This window comes from Spiribacter sp. SSL99 (assembly GCF_009805925.1).
In the GTDB taxonomy this organism is placed as follows: Bacteria; Pseudomonadota; Gammaproteobacteria; order Nitrococcales; family Nitrococcaceae; genus Spiribacter; species Spiribacter roseus.
Genome location: NZ_MAOM01000017.1, coordinates 123,865 through 145,497, shown reverse-complemented (window position 1 = coordinate 145,497; position 21,633 = coordinate 123,865). Strand labels below are relative to the sequence as shown.

The following is a 21,633-nucleotide window of genomic DNA, read 5'->3' as shown; positions in this document are numbered from 1 at the left end:
CCCTCAGAAAAGGAAATAGCGCTGTGCAAGCGGCAGCTCCACCGCCGCTTCGCAGGTCAGCAGCTCGCCATCGGCGCGGACCTCGTAGGTCTGCGGGTCGACACTGACCTCGGGCTGCCAGTCATTGAGCTTCATATCGGCCTTCCCCACGTCGCGGCAGTCCTTGACCGCCACCAGGCGCTTGTTCAGGTCCAGTCGCCCGCCGATGCCCGCTTCGATCGCGGCCTGGGAACAGAAAGTCACCGCGGTCTCGGCCACCGCCCCGCCATGGGCGCCGAACATGCCCCGGTAATGCACCGGCTGCGGCGTGGGGATCGACCCGTTGGGATCACCCATCGGTGCGGCGGCGATCATGCCGCCCTTGACGATCGTGCCCGGCTTGGCGCCGAAGAAAGCGGGCTTCCAGAGCACCAGATCGGCCAGCTTGCCCACCTCCAGCGATCCCACCTCGTGGGCGATCCCGTGTGCGATCGCCGGGTTGATGGTGTATTTGGCGACGTAACGCCGGGCCCGCAGGTTGTCATGCCGATCGTTGTCCTCGGCAAGTGGCCCGAACTGCACCTTCATCTTGTGGGCGGTCTGCCAGGTGCGGGTGATCACCTCGCCGACCCGACCCATGGCCTGCGAGTCGGACGCGATCATCGAGAACGCACCGCGGTCGTGGAAGATGTCCTCGGCGGCGATGGTCTCGCGCCGGATCCGCGATTCCGCAAAGGCGACATCCTCGGGGATGGCCGGGTCGAGATGATGGCAGACCATGAGCATGTCCAGATGCTCATCGATGGTGTTGCGGGTGTACGGGCGCGTCGGATTGGTGGACGACGGCAGAACGTTGGACTGCCCGCAGGCGCGGATGATGTCGGGGGCGTGGCCGCCGCCCGCGCCTTCGGTGTGATAGGTGTGAATGGTCCGTCCCCTGAACGCGGCGAGGGTGTCCTCGACGAACCCGGACTCGTTCAGGGTATCGGTATGAATGGCCACCTGGACGTCGTACTGCTCAGCGATGTCGAGCGCGTTATCGATCGCCGCCGGCGTCGTCCCCCAGTCCTCATGCAGCTTGAGCCCCATCGCCCCGGCCTGCATCTGCTCATGCAACGAGTCGGGCAGGCTCGCGTTGCCCTTGCCCATGAAACCGAGATTCATCGGGAAGGCCTCGGCGGCCTGCAGCATCCGGTGGATATTCCACGCGCCCGGCGTACAGGTGGTGGCGTTGGTACCGGTCGCCGGACCGGTGCCGCCGCCCAGCATGGTGGTCACGCCTGACATCAGCGCCTCTTCAATCTGCTGTGGGCAGACGAAGTGGATATGCGCATCAATGCCCCCGGCCGTCACGATGCTGCCCTCGGCGGCGAGCACCTCAGTGCCGGGGCCGATCACGATATCGACGTGGGGCTGGGTATCGGGATTGCCGGCCTTGCCGATGCCCGCGATCCGGCCGTCACGGACCCCGATATCAGCCTTATAAACACCGGTGTAGTCAATGATCAGGGCGTTGGTGATGATCAGATCCACGGCGGTTTCATTATCACGCTGACTCTGGCCCATGCCGTCGCGGATGACCTTGCCGCCCCCGAACTTCACTTCATCGCCGTAGCAGGTCAGATCCCGCTCGACTTCGACGAACAGCTCGGTATCCCCCAGCCGGACGCGATCGCCGGTGGTCGGGCCATACATCTCGGCATAGGCCGATCGCTCAATCGAGGTCATTCCAACTCCCCCATGACTGCGGCGCGAAAGCCATAGATCGCGCGATCACCGGCGTAGGCCACCAGCTCGACCTCGCGGGACTGCCCCGGCTCAAACCGCACGGCGGTGCCGGCCGGGATGTTGAGCCGGTAGCCGAGCGCAGCGTCGCGATCAAACTCCAGCGCGGGATTGACTTCGTGGAAATGGTAGTGGGATCCGACCTGGATCGGCCGGTCACCGGCGTTCGCCACTCGGACGGTCAGTGTCTCCCGCCCCGCGTTGAGCGCGATCTCGCCGGCCGCCGTGATCACCTCGCCGGGAATCATGATGACACCGCCTGGCCGTCATCGGCCGCTTCAGCAATGGGGTCGTGAATCGTCACCAGCTTGGTCCCGTCGGGGAAAGTCGCCTCGACCTGGACCTCGCTGAGCATTTCCGGGATGCCGGGCATGACCTGCTCGCGGCTCAGCAGCTGCGTCCCCTCGCTCATCAGTTCGGCCACGCTGCGGCCATCGCGCGCGCCCTCGACGATGGCGTTGGCGATGTAGGCCATCGATTCCGGGTAGTTCAGTCGAACCCCCCGATGCAGGCGCCGCTCGGCGACCATCGCGGCGGTGGCGAGCATCAGCTTGTCCTTTTCTCTCGGCGTGAGTTGCATGCGTCCTCCTCAGGTATTCCAGATTCGGGGCCGACACATCGGCCGCCCCATCAACAAGGGGCGCAACGCCGCCCAGAGGCGCTCGCGCAGGGCATATCCCTCAAGCGCGCCCGCCCCCCGCCAGCGCACGACCAGCAGATCCTCCAGTCGGGTCGCCGAGGCCTCGCCCGGCATTGCGGCCAACACCCCGCGCGCCGCCGTCAGCGCATCGGCATCCGTCGGGCCGGCCACCAGGGTGGCGAAGGCCGGCTGGCCGTTGAGGCCCCAGGGCGCTTCCACCGCGCGGCTACCGCCCTCGATACGGGTATGTTCCAGCAACACCGGCCGTCCCTCGCGCCAGACCTCGAGACGCTGGCGGAGCGATCCCGACTCGAACGGCAGCCCGCCAGCCGGACGGCCCAGGCAGTTCAGCTCCCAGGCAAAGCAGCGGCTGTCAGCACCCAGATCAATACGGGTCAATGCCTCGACGATCGCCCCCGAGAACACGATCTGCTCCTGGGGCAGCCACTCCAGTGTCGCCCCGGGGGCGACGCGCAGGTTCTGGCGCAACGTCGCCGTGCGGCCCAGACTGCGGTAGAACTTGGTGGCACCGGGCGTCGTCAACAGGGCCCATGCCCCCTCCCGGACATCGGCGTCGAGGCTGATCCGATCACCCCCCACCACACCACCGGGGGGATGCAGGACATAGCTATGGCAGGGGGCGCCCTCGGGGTGAAAGCTTCGCTGCACCCGCAACGGCCCCTCATGGCGCCGCCGCGCCAGCACGGTGCGTGCGGGGGTGGGCACGAAGGCGAGATCGAGCCGCGCCCGCCATCCTGGATCGGGGGCTGCCGGTGCCACCGCCGCCATTTAAACGGCGCCTGCGATCAGCCCGGTGCCAATCAAGGCGAACGCGGCCGCGGTACCGGCCAGCGACAACGCCGCCGGCGCACGACGGGCGTGCCGGAACCGGACACTGCCCACCACTGCGACGATGGCCAGCAGCAACGCGCCCACTCCGAGCATGGCCGGGGACATGCCCAGCACGTGGCCGGTGTCGGCGATGTGCCAGTGGAAGAACATCAGGCCGTGGCCGGTCTGCTCAGCGCTGTGCGCCCACGTCGCCGGGCTGGCGAGCAGCCCGGCAAGGCAGACGACGAGTGGATTCCGATGCATGCTTGGCTCCCTGATCGTGGTGATTGAGTAACGCCTCGCACTATGCAATTCGCTTGCCAAGCATCAGATCGGGGCAGAAACTCGCACAGGAATCACCACCGGTGCAGTTTTTTGCACCAAACCGGCTCATTTGGCACCAAATTGATGCAAATCGACTGACTCAAGGAGCGGCCTGCCCCATGATCCATCTGTTGACCACCGGCGGCACCATCGCCAGCACGCCCGGCACCAGTGGCCGTAACGTCGCCGGCGCGCTGCCCGCCGAGGCGCTGCTTGACGCCATCGATGCCGGCCTTGATGCCGGCCCCGCCGTGCACACCGAGTCGCTGCTGCAAAAGCCCAGCAACGCCATCAATGGCGAGGACCTGTGCCGGATCGCCGAGCGTTGCGAGACACGGCTCGCGGATCCCTCCACCGACGGCATTGTCATCACCCACGGCACCGATACGCTCGAGGACACCGCGTGGTTCCTTCAGCAGGTGCTGGGGGACTGCCCGCGACCGGTGGTGGTGACCGGCTCGCAGCGCGCCCTGCATGAGCGCGGCTCGGACGCACCGCGCAATCTCGTCGACGCCCTGCGTGTCGCCGCGGCGACGGGTTCGCGGGGCCAGGGCGTGCTGGTGGTATTCGACGAGGCGATCCATAGCGCGTCGCTGGTGCGAAAGATCAGCAGCTATCGCCTGACCGGATTCGGTTCGCCGGGTTATGGCCCGGTCGGTCACATCGACGGCACGATCCTCCGGTATCCCCTGAATGCCCGGATCCCGACGCCGATCCCACGCGGGCCGACGCTGCCGCGGGTGGATATCGTGCCGGCCGCCGCCGGCAGTGCCTGTCCCATTGATGCACTGCGGGGTGATGGCGCGCAGGGATTGATCATCGACGCCCTCGGCCGCGGCCAGGTGCCGCCCGACTGGGTCCCGGCCATCGCGCGCGCCCATGCGGCGGGCTGCCCGGTGGCGATCACTTCGAGCACCGGATCCGGGCCGGTGGCCGAAGTCTACGAATATCCCGGCAGCCTGGAGCGGGTCATCGCCGCCGGTGCGGTCGGCGCCGACACCCTCAGCGCCCGGCAGGCGCGCCTTTTGCTGATGCTGGTGCTGTCCACGCCCGAGGGCGCCGCCGACTGGCGCGCCCGCTTTGCGACCGCGGCGGGCTGGTCGACCGTCTAATCGTCGCCGACTTCTTCGTTGTGCGGACCATTGCCCGATGCGGCGTCCGCCGCGTCGCTAGGCTCTCCGCGACTCGACAACAGCGGAGTAAGACCCATGCCCCACGCAAAAACCCTTCCCCTCGCCCTGCTTCTCGCCGCATCCGCCACACCCGCGCTCGGTGCCGACGCCGGCGACACCTATGCCGGCGGTGGCCTTGGCCGGGTCAGCTATGACACAAATGCCGACGTGACTCTCAACCCCACCGCCATCGTCGGCCGGCTGGGCTACCATGTCACCGATCACATCGCCATTGAGGCTCGCCTGGGTGTGGGCCTCTCGAGCGACGACACCGCTATCGACAGCGGCGGCAACGTCGAAATCGCGCTCAAACAGCTCGCTGGCGCCTATGCCGTTGGTCATCTGCCGATCACCCGGGGAGTATCGGTCTACGGTCTGGCCGGCTTCACCTATGGCCGGGCCGAGTTCACCGGCAGCGCGGGGGGTTTCAGTGACACGGCCAATGACACCGGGCTGTCCTGGGGCATCGGCAGCGAGGCGGCCCTGACCGACCGGATTTCGGGGTATGTCGAGTGGGCGAGCTACCTCGATCAGGATGCCTACACGGCCACCGCGATCACCGCCGGCGCCACCTATGGTTTCTAGCACCGCCAGGTGAGCATGACGGTCCAGGCGTGGCACTCTGGGAGGTGGGACTGGAAGGAGCGGCCACGCCATGGATCGATACCTGCGTCACTCAATGTCGCCGCCCGGCGGCAGACTGGAGGCCTTCATCGAGTCGGTCGGGAACGCGTTTGCATGACAGAGACATTCACGCCGGGGTTGGCGGCCATTCATGCCAACCGACTCGAAACGCTGCGCGACCTGATCGTCAGCCACCTGCAGGCCCATCCGCCCGCACCCCTCGAGTCGGAGACCTTTCTGGTGCAGTCCAATGGCATGGCGCAGTGGCTGCGTCACGCCTTCGCGGCATCCAATGACGGTGCCGGGGGCGGCGCGGGCATCGCCGCGGCCCAGCGGTTCGTGCTGCCGCAGTCGTTCCTCTGGCAGGCCTGCCGCCTGGTCCTCGGCGCCAGCCGGATCCCGGAGACATCGCCGTTTGACAAGACCCGCCTGCAGTGGCGGATCTATCGGCTCATCCCCGAACAGCTCGAGGCCCACCCGCAGACGTTCGCCGCCCTGGATCACTACCTGGGCGATGACCCCGACCCGCGCAAGCGCCATCAGCTCGCCCGGCGCCTCGCCGATCTGTACGACCAGTACCAGGTCTATCGCCCGGACTGGCTGGCCGACTGGCTGGCCGGCGACGACATCCTGCGCGACGGGCACGGCCAGACCACACCCCTGGATGCCGGCCTGCAATGGCAGGCGCAGCTCTGGCGGGCCCTCCATGCCGATATCGGCGCCGGCGCCGAAGCCCTCTCGCGGCCCGCCATCCAGGCGCAGCTGATCGCCGCGCTGGACGCGGCCGAACCGGGCGAATGGCCCGCGCTGCCACGGCGTCTGACGGTATTCGGCGTCACCTCGATGCCGCGGCCGGTCCTGGATGCCCTGCATGCCCTGTCGCGGCATTGCCAGATCCTGCAGCTGGTCCAGAACCCCTCGGGCTACTTCTGGGCCGACCTGGTCGAGGACCGCGACCTGCTCAAGCTGGACCAGCGCCGCCATCAACGCCACTTCGGTACGCCGGGACAGCCGCTGCTGGCGGCATGGGGCAAGCAGGGCCGCGACTTCATCGCGCTGCTCAATGAAATCGACCAGCCGGAGCGATACCGTGACTGGTTCCAGACCATTGACGCGTTCGAGCCACCGATCCCCGCGACGGCGTCGATCACCGACTATCCGCTGCTCGAGCAGATCCAGCAGGATATCTTCGACCTGACGCCCCTGCCCTCACCCGGGGAGGAGCGCCCCCTCGTCCGGGACGCGTCCATCCGCTTTCATCGTGCCCACAGCCGACAGCGCGAGGTGGAGGTCCTCCATGACCGGCTGCTCGACGCCTTCGAGCAGGCCGCGCGGACGGATCGACCGCTGCGGCCGCGGGACATCATCGTCATGGTGCCCGACATCGACACCTACGCCCCGGCCGTGGAGGCGGTGTTCGGACGGCTCGACCGCCACGACCACCGCTATATCCCCTATACCATCGGCGATCGTCGCGCGCGCAGCGAAGCGCGCGTGGCCACGGCCATCGAACGACTCACCGATCTGCCCAATGCGCGGCTCACCCTTGGCGAGGTTCTCGATCTGCTCGAGGTACCGGCATTCCGCCAGCGCTTCGGGCTCGGCGAGGAGGATCTGATCATCCTGCGCGAATGGTGCCGCGACGCCGGCGTGCGCTGGGGACTGGATGCCGAGCGCCGCGAGTCCCTCGACATCGCCCGGGGTTTCGAGCAGAACAGCTGGCGATTCGGGCTTCGGCGCATGCTGCTCGGATATGCCGTGGGAGCCGGCGACGCCTGGCAGGACATCGAGCCCTACCCGGAAGTGGGCAGCCTGGATGCTGCGCTGCTGGGGCCTCTGCGCGCGCTGCTCGACACCCTTGAGCATCACGCGGCGGCGTTCCGTGAACCCGGCCGTCCCCGCGACTGGGCGGACCGGTTGAGCGCCCTGATCGACGACTGCCTGAGCCTGCAGGGCAGCGAAGAACTGGCACTGGAGTCGCGGCTCGCTGATGCCATGACCGAGTGGCTGAATGCCTGTGACGAGGCGGCCTTCAATGATCCCATCCCCCTCACGGTCGCCCGCGATGCATGGCTTGCCGTGCTCGAGGACGAAGGCCCCAGCCAGCGGTTTCTCGCCGGCCGCGTCAATATCTGCACCATGATGCCGATGCGCAGCATTCCGTTCCGGCTGGTCTGCCTGCTGGGCATGAATGACGGTGAATACCCGCGCACCCGGCCGCCCGTAGACTTTGACCTGATGGCCGCCGGTGGTCAGTACCGACCCGGCGATCGATCGGGACGCGATGATGATCGCTACTTGTTTCTGGAGGCGCTGCTGGCCGCCCGTGACCACCTGCATGTCAGCTGGATCGGACGCAATCCGCGCGACGACAGCGAGCTCCCCCCCTCGGTACTGGTCAGCCAGCTGCGTGACCACCTGGACCGCGGGTGGCGGCTCGATGAGCCTGACACCGACAGCACGGCGGTGACGCCGCATCTCACCGTCGACCATCCCCTGCAGCCGTTCAGCCCCCGTTATGACGGCCAGGGCGAATATTTCACCTACGCCAGCGAATGGCGGCACGACGCCCGGCCGATGGACGAATCGCCGGCACTCGGCCCGCCGTTACTGGCGTCACCGCAGGCTCTCGGCTTACGTGATCTGGCGACGTTCCTCAGCGACAGCGCCGGGCATTTTGCCGGAGAGCGGCTCAAGCTGCGCTTTGACGAGACCCGCGATGCCACGCCTGATAGCGAGCCTTTCGAGCTGGCCGGTCTCGCCCGTTACAGCGTTCAGGATGCCCTGCTGGCCCCCCTGCGGCGGCAAGACCCGCCCGATGACCCCGACCCGGCCATCGCCGCCGCCGGGGCACGGCTGCAGCGCAGCGGTGAATTGCCGGTGGCCGGCATGGGCCGGATCGCGCTTGATCAGTCCATCGCCCAGGCGCTGCGGGCCGCCCGGCGCTGGCAGGTCTGGCGAGCCAGGGGGCCAGCGCCGGAGCCGCCTCAGGAGCTGCGACTGAGCCGCGATGTCGACGATCAGCCCTTTGTCATCGAGGACTGGAGCGCCGATCTGTATCGACTCGCCGACGGTGAGCGGCTGCGTCTGGTGCTCAAGGCCGGCGACACCCTCAAGGCTGGCCACCCGCACTACCCGCGCCTGCTCAGCGACTGGGTTCAGCACCTGGCGCTCAATGCCGCCGGATTCAGCGCCCGCAGCGTCATCATCGCCCACGATGCCACCCATTCCCTGCCGGCAATGCCCTGCGGATCGGCCGGAGGGCCTCTCGATGACATCCTGCGCGGCTGGCGAGCCGGGCTTGAACGCCCCCTGCCGCTGCCGGTACGTACCGTCTTTGCCCTGCTTGGACAGGCCCCCGACAAGCCCATCAATGCCGGGACGGCACGGCCGCATTACGAAGGCACGACTCGTCACCCCGGCGAGATGACATTCGCGGGCAACGGCGCATTGCGCCGGTGTTTTCCCGATGCCGACGCGCTGTTCGAGCCGTCCACCGACGCCAGCCCCCTTTTGGTTGCCTGGGCCACCCGGCTCTACCAACCCCTTATCGATGCACTGATCCGGGAGGATGGGTCGTGACCGAAGCACAGACACTCGACGTCCTCACCGCGCCCCTCGACGGGCAGCACCTGATCGAGGCAAGCGCGGGCACCGGCAAGACGTTCACCCTGACGGCGATCTATCTGCGTCTGGTGCTGGGACACGATCCGGCCAACCCGCAGCGCCGGCCCATGCTGCCGCCCGAGATACTGGTGATGACCTTCACCCGCGACGCGACCAAGGAGCTGCGCGACCGGATCCGCGCGCGGCTGGCCACCGCCGCCCGATGCTTTGCCGGCGCCGCCGATCCGCAGCCCGACGACACGATTCTCGCCGCGCTGCTCACCGCCTACCCCGACCCCGATGCCCGTCAGCGGCATGCCGATCACCTGCGCGCGGCGGCTGACTGGATGGACGAGGCAGCCATCTACACCATCCACAGTTTCTGCCATCGAATGCTCCAGCAGCATGCCTTCGAAGCCGGGACTGCTTTTGCCCTGGAGTTGAGTGAGGACACCGACCTGATCACGCGCGAGGCCATCGAGGACTACTGGCGCGAAACGGTCTACCCCCTCGATGAGGTCCAGCTGGGCGCCCTGGGCTTTGTGCTCAGCGGTCAATCGAACGACCCGCGACCCTCAGTGGAGCGCTTCGCGACCAACCTCAAAGCGCTGCTGAAGCGGCGCGATTCCCTGCCGGAGCCGTCCGGCGATGACCCGATGGCGGCGATCGCGGCCAGTGCCCGGCGCGCTGCGGAGGCGACGGACGCGCTTCGGCAGGCGGTGAAGAGCGATCTCGAGGGCTTTGAGCAGGCCCTCGCCGACGCCCGCGCCAGCCGCCGCCTGCGCGGCAACCGCAGGCCCACTGCCGGGACCTGGGCGAACACCCTCAAACCGGCCCTGTCGGAGTGGGCGGCCAACCCCGCTCAGCCACACCCGGGCATCGAGCTCGATCAGATCAGTCTGAGCACCCTGAATGCCGGCACCGCCAAGGACTGCACGCTGCCGGAAGCGCTCGCCGAGCACCCGATCGCAATCGCCGCCGACGCCCTGCAGTCCGCCCGGACGGCGCTCGCCGGCGCGGCGGCGCCGTTCTACGCCCATGCCGTGGGATGGGTGGCCCGACGGGTCGAGGCCACACAGCACCAACGCGGCGTCATCGGGTTCAATGACATGCTGACGCGCCTGCGCGATGCGCTTGATCAACCCGGCGCCGATACGCGCCTGGCGGCAACCATCCGCCGGCAGTTTCCGGTCGCGCTGGTGGACGAATTCCAGGACACCGACCCGGTGCAGTACCGGATCCTGCAGGCCATCTACCCGGCGGACGAATCCGCCAGCCTGATCCTGATCGGCGACCCCAAGCAGGCCATCTACGGCTTCCGCGGCGCGGACCTGGCGACCTACCTGAGCGCAGCCGCACGGATCCCCGCTGGCCAGCGCTACACCCTGGATCGCAACTATCGCTCGAGCACCGGCATGGTGGAGGCGGTCAATACCCTGTTCGGCCAGTCTCCGATGCAGCCCGGGCCCTTCCATCCGGATGCCATCGATTTTGCCCGGGTCGAGGCCAATGGCCGCAACGAGGCGCTGTGGATCGGCGAGCAGCCCGCGACCGCCATGACGCTCTGGCAGCTCGAGCCGCAGGACGCGCCTGACGAGAGCATCCCCCTGCCGGTCTACCGCCAGCAGATGGCTGAAGCCGGTGCCGAGCAGATCCGTCAGCTCCTCGACCGGGCCGCGTCCGGCGAGGCCCGGTTCGAAAACGCGGAAACATCCCGCGCCGTCCGGCCGGCGGATATCGCCATTCTGGTCCGCAGCGGCCAGGAGGCCGGTTTGATCCGCGAGGCCCTGCGGCGTCGGGGGCTGGCATCGGTCTATCTGTCGGATCGTGACAATGTCCTCAAGACCCCCGAGGCGGGAGATGTGCTGCGCTGGCTGCAGGCAATGGCCACGCCGGAATCCGAGCGCCGGGTACGCACCGCCCTGGGGACCGCCAGCATGGGTTATGACTGGGCAACGCTGGAAGGACTGTTCAGCGACGACGCGCGCTGGGAGGCTGCGCTGGAGCAATTCGAGGACTATGCCGAGCGCTGGCAGCGTCAGGGCGTCCTGCCCGCGCTGCGCCAGCTCATCCACGACCACGCACTGGCGTCGCGCCTGGCGACGCGGAGCGGTGGCGAGCGGACATTGACCAACCTGTTGCAGATCAGCGAGCTACTCCAGGAAGCCGCCGCCACGCTCGATGGCGCGGGCGGTCTGATCCGCTGGCTTGATGAAGCCATGCAGCATCGCGGCGAAACGCCCGCCGACGACCGCATCCTGCGTCTGGAAAGCGACGCGGCCCTGATCAAAGTGGTGACCATCCATAAATCCAAGGGCCTCGAATACCCACTGGTGTTCCTGCCATTCATCTGCAGCTACCGCAGCGCCCGGGCCGAGCCGCCCTTGGTGCGGACCACCGAGAAGGGTCCCGAAATCGCCTTTGACGCAGGGCGCGACGACACGGATGCCGCCCGGGATCGCCAGCAGGCGGAAGACATGCGCCTGCTCTACGTCGCTGTCACCCGAGCCATCCACGCCTGCTGGCTGGGAATGGCCCCCGTGCGCGGGAGTGCCCAGACGGGATCGGCGACGGTGCATCTGCAGCGCTCGGCCATCGGCCGCCTGCTTGGCTGTTCCGATGACATGCGCCCGATGGATCTGGGCCCCTGCCTCGAGGCACTGGCCGGCCAGAGCCCGGCATTGACCCGCGAGCGTATCCAGCCGACGCAGCCAGGCGCACCGGTGGCGACCACCGCGCTGGCCCCGGCGCCGGCCATGGCGGTGGCGCGCCACTACACCGGCCCGGCGCCGGGCCGGGCGCGATGGTGGATCGCCAGCTACAGCGCGCTGGTCGAGGACGGGCCGCGCGCCGCCATCCCCGGCACAGCGCAGGCGGACATCCTGGCCGAGGAAAGCCGCGATGCAGCGCCGACGCCCGCCGCACCGACGCAGACGGCGGCCGATTCCGTCGCGATGATCCCGGCTGGACCGGCCACGGGCACCCTCATCCACGCGCAGCTCGAGGCACTCGCCAGTCGGCGGTTTCCCGGCGCGGATGATCCCGCCTTCAGTACCATTGTCGAGCGTGGTCTGCGCGGACAGCGCTGGCAGCCCTGGGCACCGGCCATTCGGGACTGGCTGGCCGCCGTGACCGACACCGACCTGCCCCTGCCGGGCGCGGCACCGGTCCGCCTCAGCACTCTCGATGCCGGGGCGCTGGTGGCCGAGCTCGAGTTCCTGATGGCGGTGGGACGGGCCCGGGCGAGTCAGATCGACGCGATCATCCGCCGTCATACCCTGGCCGGCGTCGGCCGCCCCGCCCTGGGCGAAAATGAACTGAACGGCATGATCAAGGGCTATATCGATCTGGTCTTCTGCCACGAGGGGCGGTACTGGGTCATGGACTACAAGTCCAACCGCCTGCCGGCGAACAGCGACGCCCATCCTTCCCGGGCGCTCGAGCAGATCGTTCGCGAGAAACGCTACGACGCGCAGTACGCGCTCTACCTGCTGGCGCTCCATCGGTTGCTGCGGGCGCGGCTCGGCTCCAGCTACGACTACGACACCCACGTCGGCGGAGCGATATGTTTTTTCCTGCGCGGCATCAACCAGAGCAGCCGCGGGATACATGCCGAACGCCCTGACCGGGCGCTTGTGGAATCCCTGGATGCGCTTTTCAACGAGGCCCCGGAGCATGTCTGAGATCGCGACCCTCCGAGCGCCGCAGCTGCCGGCGCAGCTCCATCAGTGGCTCGATGGTGGCTGGATCCGTTCCACCGATCTGGCGCTGGCCGCCCTGCTTGCCGAGAACGGCGGGGAGACCGACGAGGTCGTCCTGGGACTGGCCACGCTGGTCAGTTACACGGTGGGTGCGGGGCATATCCGCCTGCCCCTCGACACGCTCATGCAGACACCGGCAATGCTCTGGCCCGAACCCCCCGCGACCGACGGCCATACACCGACACCCGTCGAATGGCTCGGAGGACTGGCACTCGATACCCTGCGCGCGCATCTAACCGACGCGCGAAGCGTCGAGTCGGTCACCGCCGACGATGCAGCCGTCGCCCGGAACGGCACCACGCCGCTGGTACTGCAGGGCAACACCCTGTACCTGCGCCGTTACTGGGCCAACGAACGTCTCATCCAAACCGCCCTTGCGAGCCGGCTTGCAGAATCACTGCCGGCGCCTTCGGGACTCACGGACCGCCTTGACGGGCTTTTCCCGCGCACCGGGCGCGAGCCGGACTGGCAACGCATTGCCTGCGCCCTCGCCACGCGTTCGCGCTTTACCCTGATCACCGGCGGCCCCGGCACCGGCAAGACCCGGACGGTGCTGCGGCTTCTGGGGCTTTTGCAGGCCGAGCGCATGGACACCCACCCGGAAGCTCCGCTGCGCATCCGGCTGGCGGCGCCCACCGGCAAGGCGGCCGCACGGCTTGGCGAATCGATCAGTGGCGAGGTTGATGCCCTGCCGCTTCCAGCCGCCGTGCGCGACGCCATCCCGCGATCGGTCAGCACGCTGCATCGACTCCTCGGTCCGCGCCCTGGCAGCCGACGCTTCCGGCATGACCGCGACAATCCCCTGCATGCCGACCTGGTGGTGGTGGACGAGGCGTCGATGATCGACCAGGAACTGACCGCCCGACTGCTTGATGCCCTGCGCCCCGAAACGCGGCTGGTACTGCTCGGCGACAAGGACCAACTGGCATCCGTGGAGGCCGGCGCGGTGCTCGGCGAGCTCTGCGCCGGCATCGAGCAGCCCCACTACACCGCCGGGACCGTGGCCTGGGTGAAGGCCAACAGTGGCGACGATATCGCCACCTGGCAGGCCGGGGGCAGCGCGCTGCAACAGCAGATCGTCCGCCTGCGCGACAGCCACCGATTCGGGGTGGATAGCGGGATAGGGGCGCTGGCCGAGGCCGTTCGACGCGGCGATTCAGCCCACGCAGAGGCCCTGCTCGACAGCGATGCCGCCGACATTCAGCGTCTGAAGCTGACCGGTGGCGATGATGCGGGCATTGCGACAGCGGCCTGCCAGGGCTACCAGGCCTATCTCACCGAGCTGCAGGCCACGCGCCCCGTCCGTGATGACCGCGAGGCCACCGAGGAGTGGGCCCGCACGGTGCTGGCGGCTTTCAGCCGTTTCCAGGTGCTGACCACGGTCCGCCATGGCCCCCTCGGGGTCACGGGCCTCAATGCCCGCATTGCCGCGACACTGCAACAGAACGGACTGATCGATCGGGCCAGCGGCTGGTTTGAAGGCCGCCCGGTGATGATCACCCGCAACGATTACGAACTGGGCCTGATGAACGGCGATATCGGCATCTGCCTGATGACCCGTCTGCCCGGCGAACAGACCCCACGGCTGCGTGTGGTCTTTGAATGGCCCGACGGCCCCATCCGGCTGGTCCTGCCCAGCCGGCTTGACGCCATCGAGAGCGTATTCGCGATGACGGTGCACAAATCCCAGGGCTCGGAATTTGACCAGGTGCTGGTGGTGCTGCCCGAGGGTGGGCCCGGGCGAACGCGCCCGGAACTGCTCTACACAGCCGTCACCCGCGCCCGCAAGGGTGCCGTTATTGCCCATCCGCAGGCACACTAGGCGGATGACACGGCCCACGCTCTACTTCGACGGCAGCTGCGGCATGTGCCGCCGCGAGATCGACCATCTGCGACCGCGGCTGAGGCACCGGATCGACCTGGTGGATATCAGTCAGAGCGGATTCCAGCCACCCGCCGGCTATCAGCTCGCGGACATGATGGCTCAGCTGCACTTTCATGACGGCCAACGCATGCAGGTGGGCCTGCGCGCCTCGCTGGGCTACTGGCGCGTGGCCGGCGGGGGCTTCCGCTGGCTGGCTCGGGTGCTCACCCTGCCGGGTCTTTTCCAGTGCGGCGATTGGGCCTATAACCGCTGGGCGGCATGGCGCCTGCGCCGCCTGCGCTGCGAGCCACCGCGCTAGAGCGCCACCCGTGTCTGCGCCAGCCGCTCCTCGTCCAGCGTGATCCCCAGGCCCGGAGCGTCACCCAGATCGAGCCTGCCCTGCTCATCCGGCCGCACCGGGGTCAGCAGGGGAAAATCACGGCGCTCGGGTGTCCACTCGGGCGGGTCATAGGGCAGCTCGATAAACGCCGTGCCAACACTGCCGGCCGTCAGGTGCGCATTGGCGAGCAGCCCGATCCCATTCCCCCAGGTGTGGGGGGTGAACACGCATCCGGCGGCCGCGACCTGTTCGGCCAATGCGCGCAGATGCGTCATCCCCAGCGAGCACACGGCATCGGGCTGATAGACGTCCAGACAATCGCGCTCGAGCAGGGTCTGGAACTCGTGCCACTCGCGGGTCATTTCGCCGCCGGCGATCAGCAGCCGCGTCTCCCGGCGCAGGCGGGTCATGCCGGCGTAATCGCCGCGATGCAGCGGCTCTTCCATCCAGTGCACGCCGTAGCGCTCCAGCTCCCGAGCCACCTCCAGGGCCTGGGCATACGTCCACGGCGGCTGGGTGTCCCAAGGCATACGCCAGCCCTGGTTGCAGTCCACCATCAGGGTGAGCCCGTCGCCCACCGCGCGATGTACGGCTTCGAGCACCGCGAAATCCGCCTCCAGCGTGGATCGGCCAAAGCGGATTTTCATTGCCGGGAAACCCTCGGCAAGCATCCGGCGCGCCTGGTCGGCCATGGCGTCGGGCGTGCGATGCACGCCGCTTGAGGCATAACAGGCGATCGTCCCACCCCGACCACCGGCCATGCGCCAGGCGGACCGGCCCTCGATCTGGCCGACCAGATCCCACAGCGCGACATCCAGCGGCCAGGGCCGCCCGGCATGAAAACCGATATTGCTCAGCACCTCGGCATGCCGCTCGAGCGCGCATGGATCCTGGCCGATGAACAGATCCAGCATCTCCGACAGGCCGTGCATCGGATCGCCTGATCCGATGCCGACGCGGCCCTGGTCGTCCTCGACGCGCACGATGGTAGCGCCGAACCGACGGCGCGGGCGGGTATCCCAGGCGGCGGGGAACGGCGGATCCAGCGGCAGCACATGGTGACTGATGCGGATATCCCGGATACTCATGCCGCCACCACCTGTCGGGCCAGCCAGGCGAGGTCCGCATCCGCGGCAGGCCGCGCGTTATTCTGGATCATGGGCCGGTTGGGCTCGGCGGCCAGTTCGGCATGCAATGCCCCGGCGCTCATCGACGCGGGCAGTGAGCGCGCCGCCACCGCGTCGAACGCCAGTTCCGAGAGCCAGCCATCGAAGGCCTCGGCCAGATCGGCCGCCGTCCCGCCGGGTAGACCGAATGCCGCTGCGGCGGGCTGGTAGCGACCGGGATCGGCCTCAATGCTCCAGGCAAGGCTGGCCCGCAGACCCAGCGTGACGGCAATGCCGTGGGGGACGTGGTAGAGGCTGCCCAGGGCATGACCGATGGCATGCGCCATGCCGGTGCCGCCGCCATCAATGGCCAGCCCCGCCAGCGTCGCAGCCAGCTGCATGTCGGCGGCGGCGTGCAGGTCATGAGGATCGTGCCGATAACTGGCGAGCGCGCCGCGCGCCCGGCGTGTTGCCTCCAGACCATACGCCTCGGTGAAGGCCTGCCGGCTCTGCCCGGTCATGGCCTCAAGGGCGTGCACAAACGCATCAAGCCCGGTGCCAACGATCATATCCGGGGGCACACTGGTGGTCAGCGTCGGATCGAGGATCACGCTATCGGGCGCCATATCCGGCGCCCATGCCCAGAGCTTCTGGCCGGCCTGATCACTCACGATCGCCGTGTGCGTCACCTCGGAGCCGGTCCCGGAGGTTGTCGGAATCATCACCGCAGGCCATCGCGCGGGCGGGACGTTACGGCCCAGCACAAAATCCTCCGCCGGCAATGCACTGGCCGCGAGGCTTGCCACCAGCTTGGCGCTATCAAGGGCGCTACCCCCACCCAGGCCCACGATCACCGCATGATCAAGGCGGCGGGCACTGGCCACGGCGTCGTTGACGCTGGCAAGCGTCGGCTCGCCCGCCGGGCAGATCCACCGGGTCACCGGACGTCCCGGCGGCAGCGCGACTTCGAGGCGTTCCGCCATTCCCGCCGCGACCAGCCCTGCATCAACGATCAGCAGGATCGGCGCGGGGGTCGCCGGCAGGACCTCACCCAGGCGCTGCAGGGCATCAGCCCCGGCAACGATCCGCGGCGTGGCCGGACGATCCACGTGCAGTTCGAGGCCACTCATACCGCCACCCAGGTGGTCTTGAGCTCGGTGTACTTATCGAAGGCATGCAGCGAACGGTCCCGACCGATCCCCGACTGCTTGTAACCGCCGAACGGTGTCGCCACCGACGCCATGTCATAGCAGTTGACCCACACGGTGCCCGCCTGCAGCCGCCGGGCGGCCCGGTGGGCATCGCTCAGGCGGTCGGTCCAGACCGCCGCCGCCAGGCCATACTCCGAATCGTTGGCGATACGCACCGCCTCGTCCAGACCGTCGCACTCCATCACGGCCAGTACCGGGCCGAAGATCTCCTCGCGCGCCGCCTGCCCGGTCCGATCGATGTCACGGAGGATGGCCGGGCGCATGAACGCACCCCCCTCGATCCGCTCGATGACCTCGCCGCCGATCACACGACCTCCCCCACGGCGCACGGCGTCGAGATAGCCCTGTACCCGGTGCAGATGATCGGTCGAAATCATCGCCCCCATGACGGTGGCATCATCCAGCGGATCGCCCGGTTCAAACTGCCCCATCAAGGCCTCAACCCGCTCGAGCAACGCATCGGCCACCCGCCGGTCAACAATCAGTCGCGAACCGGCATGGCAGGTTTCGCCCTGGTTGTACCAGATGCTCCAGGCAATGGCCTCGGCGGCCGCATCCAGCTGCTCGCACTCGCGGGTGACGATCTGCGCCGACTTGCCACCACACTCGAGCCCGACCTTTTTCATGTTCGACTCGCCGCTGCGGACCAGCAGCCGCTTGCCGATCTCGGTCGACCCGGTAAACGCGATGGCCTGGACCTGGTTGTGTCCGGCCAGCGCGTCGCCGGTGACATGTCCCCGGCCCGGCAGGACCTGGAACACCCCTGCCGGAATCCCGGCCTCGGCCGCGATCTCGCCCAGCAGCAGACTGGCCAGGGTGGACTCCTCGGCCGGTTTGAGGATGACGCTGTTGCCCGCGGCGAGCGCTGGCCCGATCTTCCAGCTGGCGATGATCAGCGGATAGTTCCACGGCACGATGGCGGCCACTGTGCCCACGGGCTCACGCCGGATGGCGATGACCGCGTCGTTACCGCCGGGCGCCATTTCGTCATACAGCTTGTCGAGGCACTCGCCGTACCACTGGATGGTCCCGGCGCAGGCCGGCACATCGACGGCCTGCGTCTGGCTGATGGGTTTGCCGGTCTCGAGGGTCTCGAGCAACGCCAGGCGCTCGGCATTGGCGCGGATGCCCTCGGCAAACCGCAGCATGACCGCCTTGCGCTCGGCCGGATCGCGATCCGCCCAGACGCCGGCCTCAAAGCGCGCGGCCGCAATATCCACGGCATCATCGACATCCGCCGCCGTCCACTCGTCCACCGGCGTCAGGACCTGACCGGTGGCGGGGTTCTCGGCATTGAACGTCGCACCGTGACGCGACGCCCGGTAGCGGCCGTCCACAAACGCCTGGGTGGGGAGCTCAACGGCCGCGGCGGCGGCCCGCCAGTCGGTCGGGGTTTCAGGAGCGGTCATGATATCGGCCCATCCTTTGCGCTGAAGTAAACGCGGCCAGTAGTATCAGCGCGTCTGATGCCGACTCAATCGATAAAATTGCAGGTTCAAATTGCGTTTTACTCAAGTCCGATCCGACAAGGCCATCCATGCCGACTGACCTGCCGTCACTGAATGCATTGAAGGCGTTCGAGGTGGTGGCCCGCTGCCGCTCGATCACCCGGGCGGCCGCCGTGCTGCATGTCACGCCCGGTGCCGTATCGCGCCAGCTCAAGCAGCTCGAGCGTGAACTCGGCGAGACACTGGTGATTCGCGGGCCGCGGCAGACAGGCCTGACACCCAGCGGCGAGCGGTTGATGGAAACCGTGGCGGCGTCGCTCGAGCAGATGCGCCAGACCGTGAGCGATCTGCGGGCGGGCCGTCACCGCCGACGGCTTGCGCTCAACATCCCCAGCACCCTCGCCAGCCGCTGGGTGATGCCCCGGCTGCATCGCCTGCGGGCGCAGGACCCCGCGCTGGTCCTGTCGATCCGCACCGAGACCAAGGATCGACTGTCCCAGCGCGATGAGCTGGATGCCGCCATCCGCTTTGGCACCGGCGACTGGCCCAACCTGCACAGCAGCCACCTGTTCTCGGAGGAGCATGTGGCGGTGGCAGCGCCGGGGGTCCAGCAGGCGCTGACCCGACGTGACGGCACGGTCGTGCTTGGCGAAGCGACGTTACTGCATGTCCTCAAGCGCGAGGGACGGTACCTGTCCTGGCAGCACTGGCTGGATGCCGCCGGCATCGACGGCGTGGATGCCGGCAAGGGGTTCGAGTTCGATACCCTCGACCTCGCCATCGAGGCGGCCATCGCAGGCCTGGGGGCGGCCATCGCCGACTGGCACATGGTGGCCGATGACCTCGCCGCCGGGCGTCTCGTGCAGCTGTTTGAAACCCGCGTGCCCGGTACCCGGTCATACTGGTGGGTACGCCCGCCCGAGGCCTCCCCCACCGGCGCGCTCGAGACATTCGAGCGCTGGCTTCGCGCAACGCTGGAGACCCACCATGCCTGAGCTGTCGGTCATCATCCCGGCCTGGAATGAGGCCGCCTACCTGCCCGACACCCTGCAGACCCTGCAGGATTCCCTGTGCGCGTGCCGGCTCGAGGCGGACATCATCGTGGTGGACAATGCCTCCACCGACGCGACGGCCGCGATCGCCGCCGGGGCAGGTGCCCGGGTGGTGCATGAACCCGAACACCGGATCGCCCGGGTGCGGAACGCCGGTGCCGAGGCCGCCGCCAGCGACTGGTTACTGTTCGTGGATGCCGACACACGCGTCACGCCGGCGGCGCTGCAGGCAATGCGGGCGGCCATGGATGAGGGCTGCGTGGGCGGCGGCGCGCCGATCGGCTTTGATCGCCTGGAGTCCGCCCCCCAGCGGCTGGGTCTGGCCGCCTGGAACGGGCTGTCGCGACGCCTGCGTCTCGCGGCCGGCTGCTTCGTCTTTGCCCGCGCAGCGGCACACGCCGCCATCGGCGGATTCAGCGAGCAGCTCTACGCCGGCGACGAGATTGGTTATTCACGCCGGCTCGACCGCCTCGGCCGCCCGCGCGGCCGGCGTTTCATGATCCTCGACTGCCCGCCCGTGATCAGCTCGGCCCGCAAGATGGACTGGTTCCGGCCGTGGCAGCATGCGCTGGTGCTTGCCACCTTTGTCCTGTTCCCATGGGCGGGACGGTTCAAGCGGCTCAGCTGGTTCTGGTACCGGCGGCCCTGACCCCGGATACCGGGACCGACGGCGCCGCGGCCGCCTCGACGGTCTCGGCGACCTGCTCGGCGGTGATGGCGGATAACGTCCAGCCCAGATGGCCATGGCCGGTGTTGTAGAACACACCAGGGCGCCGGCCCGCGCCCACCCGCGGCATCATGTCCGGCATCATTGGCCGCAGGCCGGCCCAGGGCACCGCCTGGCGGGTACTCACCCCCGGAAAACAGGTCTCAACCCACTTCAGCAGCGGCTCGATCCGGTCCTGGCGGATGTTGCGGTTATAACCATTGAACTCGGCCGTGCCGGCAACGCGGAAGCGGTCGGCACCCAGCCGGCTTGAGACGAGCTTGGTCTCGTCGTCGAGCAGGCTCATCCACGGCGCCGCTTCCCGCGACGCGGCATCCTCCAGATTGACCGTGATGGAATAACCCTTGACCGGGTAGACGTTGACGCGATCACCCAGGCGGGTCGCGAGCCGGCGACTGGCGACACCCGCACAGACCACCACGCCGTCGAAGGATTCGCGCCCGCCGTCAGTCTGCACCCAGACCCCGGAGCCGGCCGTGCCGAGATCCTCGATGGCACACTCATACCGCATCGACACCCCGCGGGCCTCGAGCACCTGGGCCAGTCCGTGGGTAAACTTGTGGATGTCGCCGGTGGAATCGCTTTCGGTATAGAAGCCGGCGTAATAGTCGCCGGCGAGGTTGGGTTCAAGCTGGCGCATTTCCTCAGGTGATACGGCGCGTCGCTCGAGCCCGCCGGCGGCGAGGAGGCGGGTGACCTGCGCGGCGTGGTCAAAGTCGGCCTGCTGGCGGTAGATATGCAGGATGCCGCGGCGCTCAAGATCAAAATCAATGCCCTCGCGGCGACCCCAGTCGAACAGATAGTCCCGCGCCTCGATGGCGAGCCGGGCGGTTTCCGTGGTGTTGTGGGCGTAGCGCCGGGTCGCGGCGACAAACTCGGCGAACCAGCTGAGTTTGTGCCAGGAGGGTTTGGGGTTGACCAGCAGAGGCGCGTCCGAGCGCAGCATCCAGCGCAGGCCCTTGACGATGGTCGGCCAGTGATTCCAGACCTCGGCATTGGACGCCGAGAGCTGCCCGCCATTGGCGAAGGAGGTTTCCATGCCCGCGTAGCGGTTACGCTCAAACACCGTGACGTCGAAGCCGCGGTTGGTGAGCGCATAGGCCGTGGTGATGCCGGTGATTCCGCCGCCGATGACTGCAATGTGGTTCATCGTCGTACTCCCA

The 21,633-nt window shown here is 68.2% G+C and carries 17 protein-coding genes; 8 read left to right on the top strand and 9 right to left on the bottom strand.

Going from position 1 to position 21,633, the window contains the following annotated elements:
- Positions 1-3: 3 nt before the first annotated feature.
- The 5 genes from ureC to BA899_RS06370 are packed head-to-tail and all read right to left on the bottom strand — an operon-like array spanning position 4 to position 3,499.
- Positions 4-1,707, bottom strand: a complete 1,704-nt coding sequence (gene ureC, locus BA899_RS06390) for an urease subunit alpha (protein ID WP_159300104.1) — start codon at positions 1,705-1,707, stop codon at positions 4-6.
- Positions 1,704-2,012: an urease subunit beta gene (locus BA899_RS06385; RefSeq protein WP_144348401.1), complete on the bottom strand. Its 309-nt coding sequence runs from the start codon at positions 2,010-2,012 to the stop codon at positions 1,704-1,706. Before BA899_RS06385 ends, ureC begins: the two co-directional genes overlap by 4 nt.
- Positions 2,009-2,344: an urease subunit gamma gene (locus BA899_RS06380; RefSeq protein WP_144348402.1), complete on the bottom strand. Its 336-nt coding sequence runs from the start codon at positions 2,342-2,344 to the stop codon at positions 2,009-2,011. The genes BA899_RS06385 and BA899_RS06380 overlap by 4 nt, the downstream gene beginning before the upstream one ends.
- Positions 2,345-2,353: 9 nt before the next feature.
- On the bottom strand, positions 2,354-3,193 hold the full coding sequence (locus BA899_RS06375) for an urease accessory protein UreD (protein ID WP_148122130.1): 840 nt from the start codon (positions 3,191-3,193) through the stop codon (positions 2,354-2,356).
- Entirely contained in the window at positions 3,194-3,499 is a 306-nt protein-coding gene (locus BA899_RS06370) for a hypothetical protein (protein WP_144348404.1), read from the bottom strand. It abuts the gene before it with no gap.
- A 179-nt stretch (positions 3,500-3,678) separates the two neighbouring features.
- Between BA899_RS06370 and BA899_RS06365 the strand changes: the two genes are divergently transcribed.
- The 6 genes from BA899_RS06365 (at position 3,679) to BA899_RS06340 (ending at position 14,905) form a co-directional block, all read left to right on the top strand.
- Positions 3,679-4,671, top strand: a complete 993-nt coding sequence (locus tag BA899_RS06365) for an asparaginase (protein ID WP_148122131.1) — start codon at positions 3,679-3,681, stop codon at positions 4,669-4,671.
- A gap of 96 nt (positions 4,672-4,767) precedes the next feature.
- Positions 4,768-5,316 (top strand): porin family protein, encoded by a 549-nt coding sequence (locus BA899_RS06360; RefSeq protein ID WP_110882607.1) that lies wholly within the window; start codon positions 4,768-4,770, stop codon positions 5,314-5,316.
- A gap of 153 nt (positions 5,317-5,469) precedes the next feature.
- A complete protein-coding gene (gene recC, locus BA899_RS06355) occupies positions 5,470-8,937 on the top strand; it encodes an exodeoxyribonuclease V subunit gamma (RefSeq protein WP_159300103.1) in 3,468 nt (1,155 codons plus the stop codon).
- Positions 8,934-12,644 carry an exodeoxyribonuclease V subunit beta gene (recB, locus tag BA899_RS06350; RefSeq protein ID WP_159300102.1) on the top strand — a complete coding sequence of 1,237 codons (3,711 nt, stop codon included), beginning with the start codon at positions 8,934-8,936 and terminating at the stop codon, positions 12,642-12,644. The genes recC and recB overlap by 4 nt, the downstream gene beginning before the upstream one ends.
- Positions 12,637-14,544 carry an exodeoxyribonuclease V subunit alpha gene (recD, locus tag BA899_RS06345; protein ID WP_157809096.1) on the top strand — a complete coding sequence of 636 codons (1,908 nt, stop codon included), beginning with the start codon at positions 12,637-12,639 and terminating at the stop codon, positions 14,542-14,544. The genes recB and recD overlap by 8 nt, the downstream gene beginning before the upstream one ends.
- A gap of 4 nt (positions 14,545-14,548) precedes the next feature.
- On the top strand, positions 14,549-14,905 hold the full coding sequence (locus BA899_RS06340) for a thiol-disulfide oxidoreductase DCC family protein (protein ID WP_110882603.1): 357 nt from the start codon (positions 14,549-14,551) through the stop codon (positions 14,903-14,905).
- Here BA899_RS06340 and BA899_RS06335 read toward each other — a convergent pair.
- From BA899_RS06335 to BA899_RS06325, 3 genes are read right to left on the bottom strand one after another with little or no spacing between them, the layout of a single operon-like run.
- Positions 14,902-16,014: a mandelate racemase/muconate lactonizing enzyme family protein gene (locus BA899_RS06335; RefSeq protein ID WP_159300101.1), complete on the bottom strand. Its 1,113-nt coding sequence runs from the start codon at positions 16,012-16,014 to the stop codon at positions 14,902-14,904. The two genes, BA899_RS06340 and BA899_RS06335, sit on opposite strands and share 4 nt — an antisense overlap.
- Entirely contained in the window at positions 16,011-17,162 is a 1,152-nt protein-coding gene (locus BA899_RS06330; RefSeq protein WP_144348413.1) for an iron-containing alcohol dehydrogenase, read from the bottom strand. The genes BA899_RS06335 and BA899_RS06330 overlap by 4 nt, the downstream gene beginning before the upstream one ends.
- Positions 17,159-18,652, bottom strand: a complete 1,494-nt coding sequence (locus BA899_RS06325) for an aldehyde dehydrogenase family protein (protein ID WP_144348414.1) — start codon at positions 18,650-18,652, stop codon at positions 17,159-17,161. Before BA899_RS06325 ends, BA899_RS06330 begins: the two co-directional genes overlap by 4 nt.
- Positions 18,653-18,780: 128 nt before the next feature.
- On the opposite strand from BA899_RS06325, the gene BA899_RS06320 reads away from it, so the two are divergent.
- Both BA899_RS06320 and BA899_RS06315 read left to right on the top strand, forming a co-directional pair.
- On the top strand, positions 18,781-19,686 hold the full coding sequence (locus tag BA899_RS06320) for a LysR substrate-binding domain-containing protein (protein ID WP_144348415.1): 906 nt from the start codon (positions 18,781-18,783) through the stop codon (positions 19,684-19,686).
- On the top strand, positions 19,679-20,392 hold the full coding sequence (locus BA899_RS06315; protein ID WP_144348416.1) for a glycosyltransferase: 714 nt from the start codon (positions 19,679-19,681) through the stop codon (positions 20,390-20,392). The genes BA899_RS06320 and BA899_RS06315 overlap by 8 nt, the downstream gene beginning before the upstream one ends.
- Here BA899_RS06315 and BA899_RS06310 read toward each other — a convergent pair.
- Complete coding sequence (locus BA899_RS06310) at positions 20,364-21,620, bottom strand: D-amino acid dehydrogenase (protein ID WP_159300100.1); 1,257 nt, start codon at positions 21,618-21,620, stop codon at positions 20,364-20,366. The genes BA899_RS06315 and BA899_RS06310 overlap by 29 nt on opposite strands.
- Positions 21,621-21,633 lie beyond the last annotated feature (13 nt).

Bases quoted from the DNA above. Each gene is read 5' to 3' on its own strand.
- BA899_RS06370 (WP_144348404.1), bottom strand. From the start codon at position 3,499: ATGCATCGGAATCCACTCGTCGTCTGCCTTGCCGGGCTGCTCGCCAGC.
- BA899_RS06380 (WP_144348402.1), bottom strand. From the start codon at position 2,344: ATGCAACTCACGCCGAGAGAAAAGGACAAGCTGATGCTCGCCACCGCC.
- ureC (WP_159300104.1), bottom strand. From the start codon at position 1,707: ATGACCTCGATTGAGCGATCGGCCTATGCCGAGATGTATGGCCCGACC.
- recD (WP_157809096.1), top strand. From the start codon at position 12,637: ATGTCTGAGATCGCGACCCTCCGAGCGCCGCAGCTGCCGGCGCAGCTC.
- BA899_RS06340 (WP_110882603.1), top strand. From the start codon at position 14,549: ATGACACGGCCCACGCTCTACTTCGACGGCAGCTGCGGCATGTGCCGC.
- BA899_RS06360 (WP_110882607.1), top strand. From the start codon at position 4,768: ATGCCCCACGCAAAAACCCTTCCCCTCGCCCTGCTTCTCGCCGCATCC.
- BA899_RS06365 (WP_148122131.1), top strand. From the start codon at position 3,679: ATGATCCATCTGTTGACCACCGGCGGCACCATCGCCAGCACGCCCGGC.
- BA899_RS06310 (WP_159300100.1), bottom strand. From the start codon at position 21,620: ATGAACCACATTGCAGTCATCGGCGGCGGAATCACCGGCATCACCACG.
- BA899_RS06385 (WP_144348401.1), bottom strand. From the start codon at position 2,012: ATGATTCCCGGCGAGGTGATCACGGCGGCCGGCGAGATCGCGCTCAAC.
- BA899_RS06315 (WP_144348416.1), top strand. From the start codon at position 19,679: ATGCCTGAGCTGTCGGTCATCATCCCGGCCTGGAATGAGGCCGCCTAC.
- recC (WP_159300103.1), top strand. From the start codon at position 5,470: ATGACAGAGACATTCACGCCGGGGTTGGCGGCCATTCATGCCAACCGA.
- BA899_RS06330 (WP_144348413.1), bottom strand. From the start codon at position 17,162: ATGAGTGGCCTCGAACTGCACGTGGATCGTCCGGCCACGCCGCGGATC.
- BA899_RS06375 (WP_148122130.1), bottom strand. From the start codon at position 3,193: ATGGCGGCGGTGGCACCGGCAGCCCCCGATCCAGGATGGCGGGCGCGG.
- BA899_RS06325 (WP_144348414.1), bottom strand. From the start codon at position 18,652: ATGACCGCTCCTGAAACCCCGACCGACTGGCGGGCCGCCGCCGCGGCC.
- BA899_RS06320 (WP_144348415.1), top strand. From the start codon at position 18,781: ATGCCGACTGACCTGCCGTCACTGAATGCATTGAAGGCGTTCGAGGTG.
- BA899_RS06335 (WP_159300101.1), bottom strand. From the start codon at position 16,014: ATGAGTATCCGGGATATCCGCATCAGTCACCATGTGCTGCCGCTGGAT.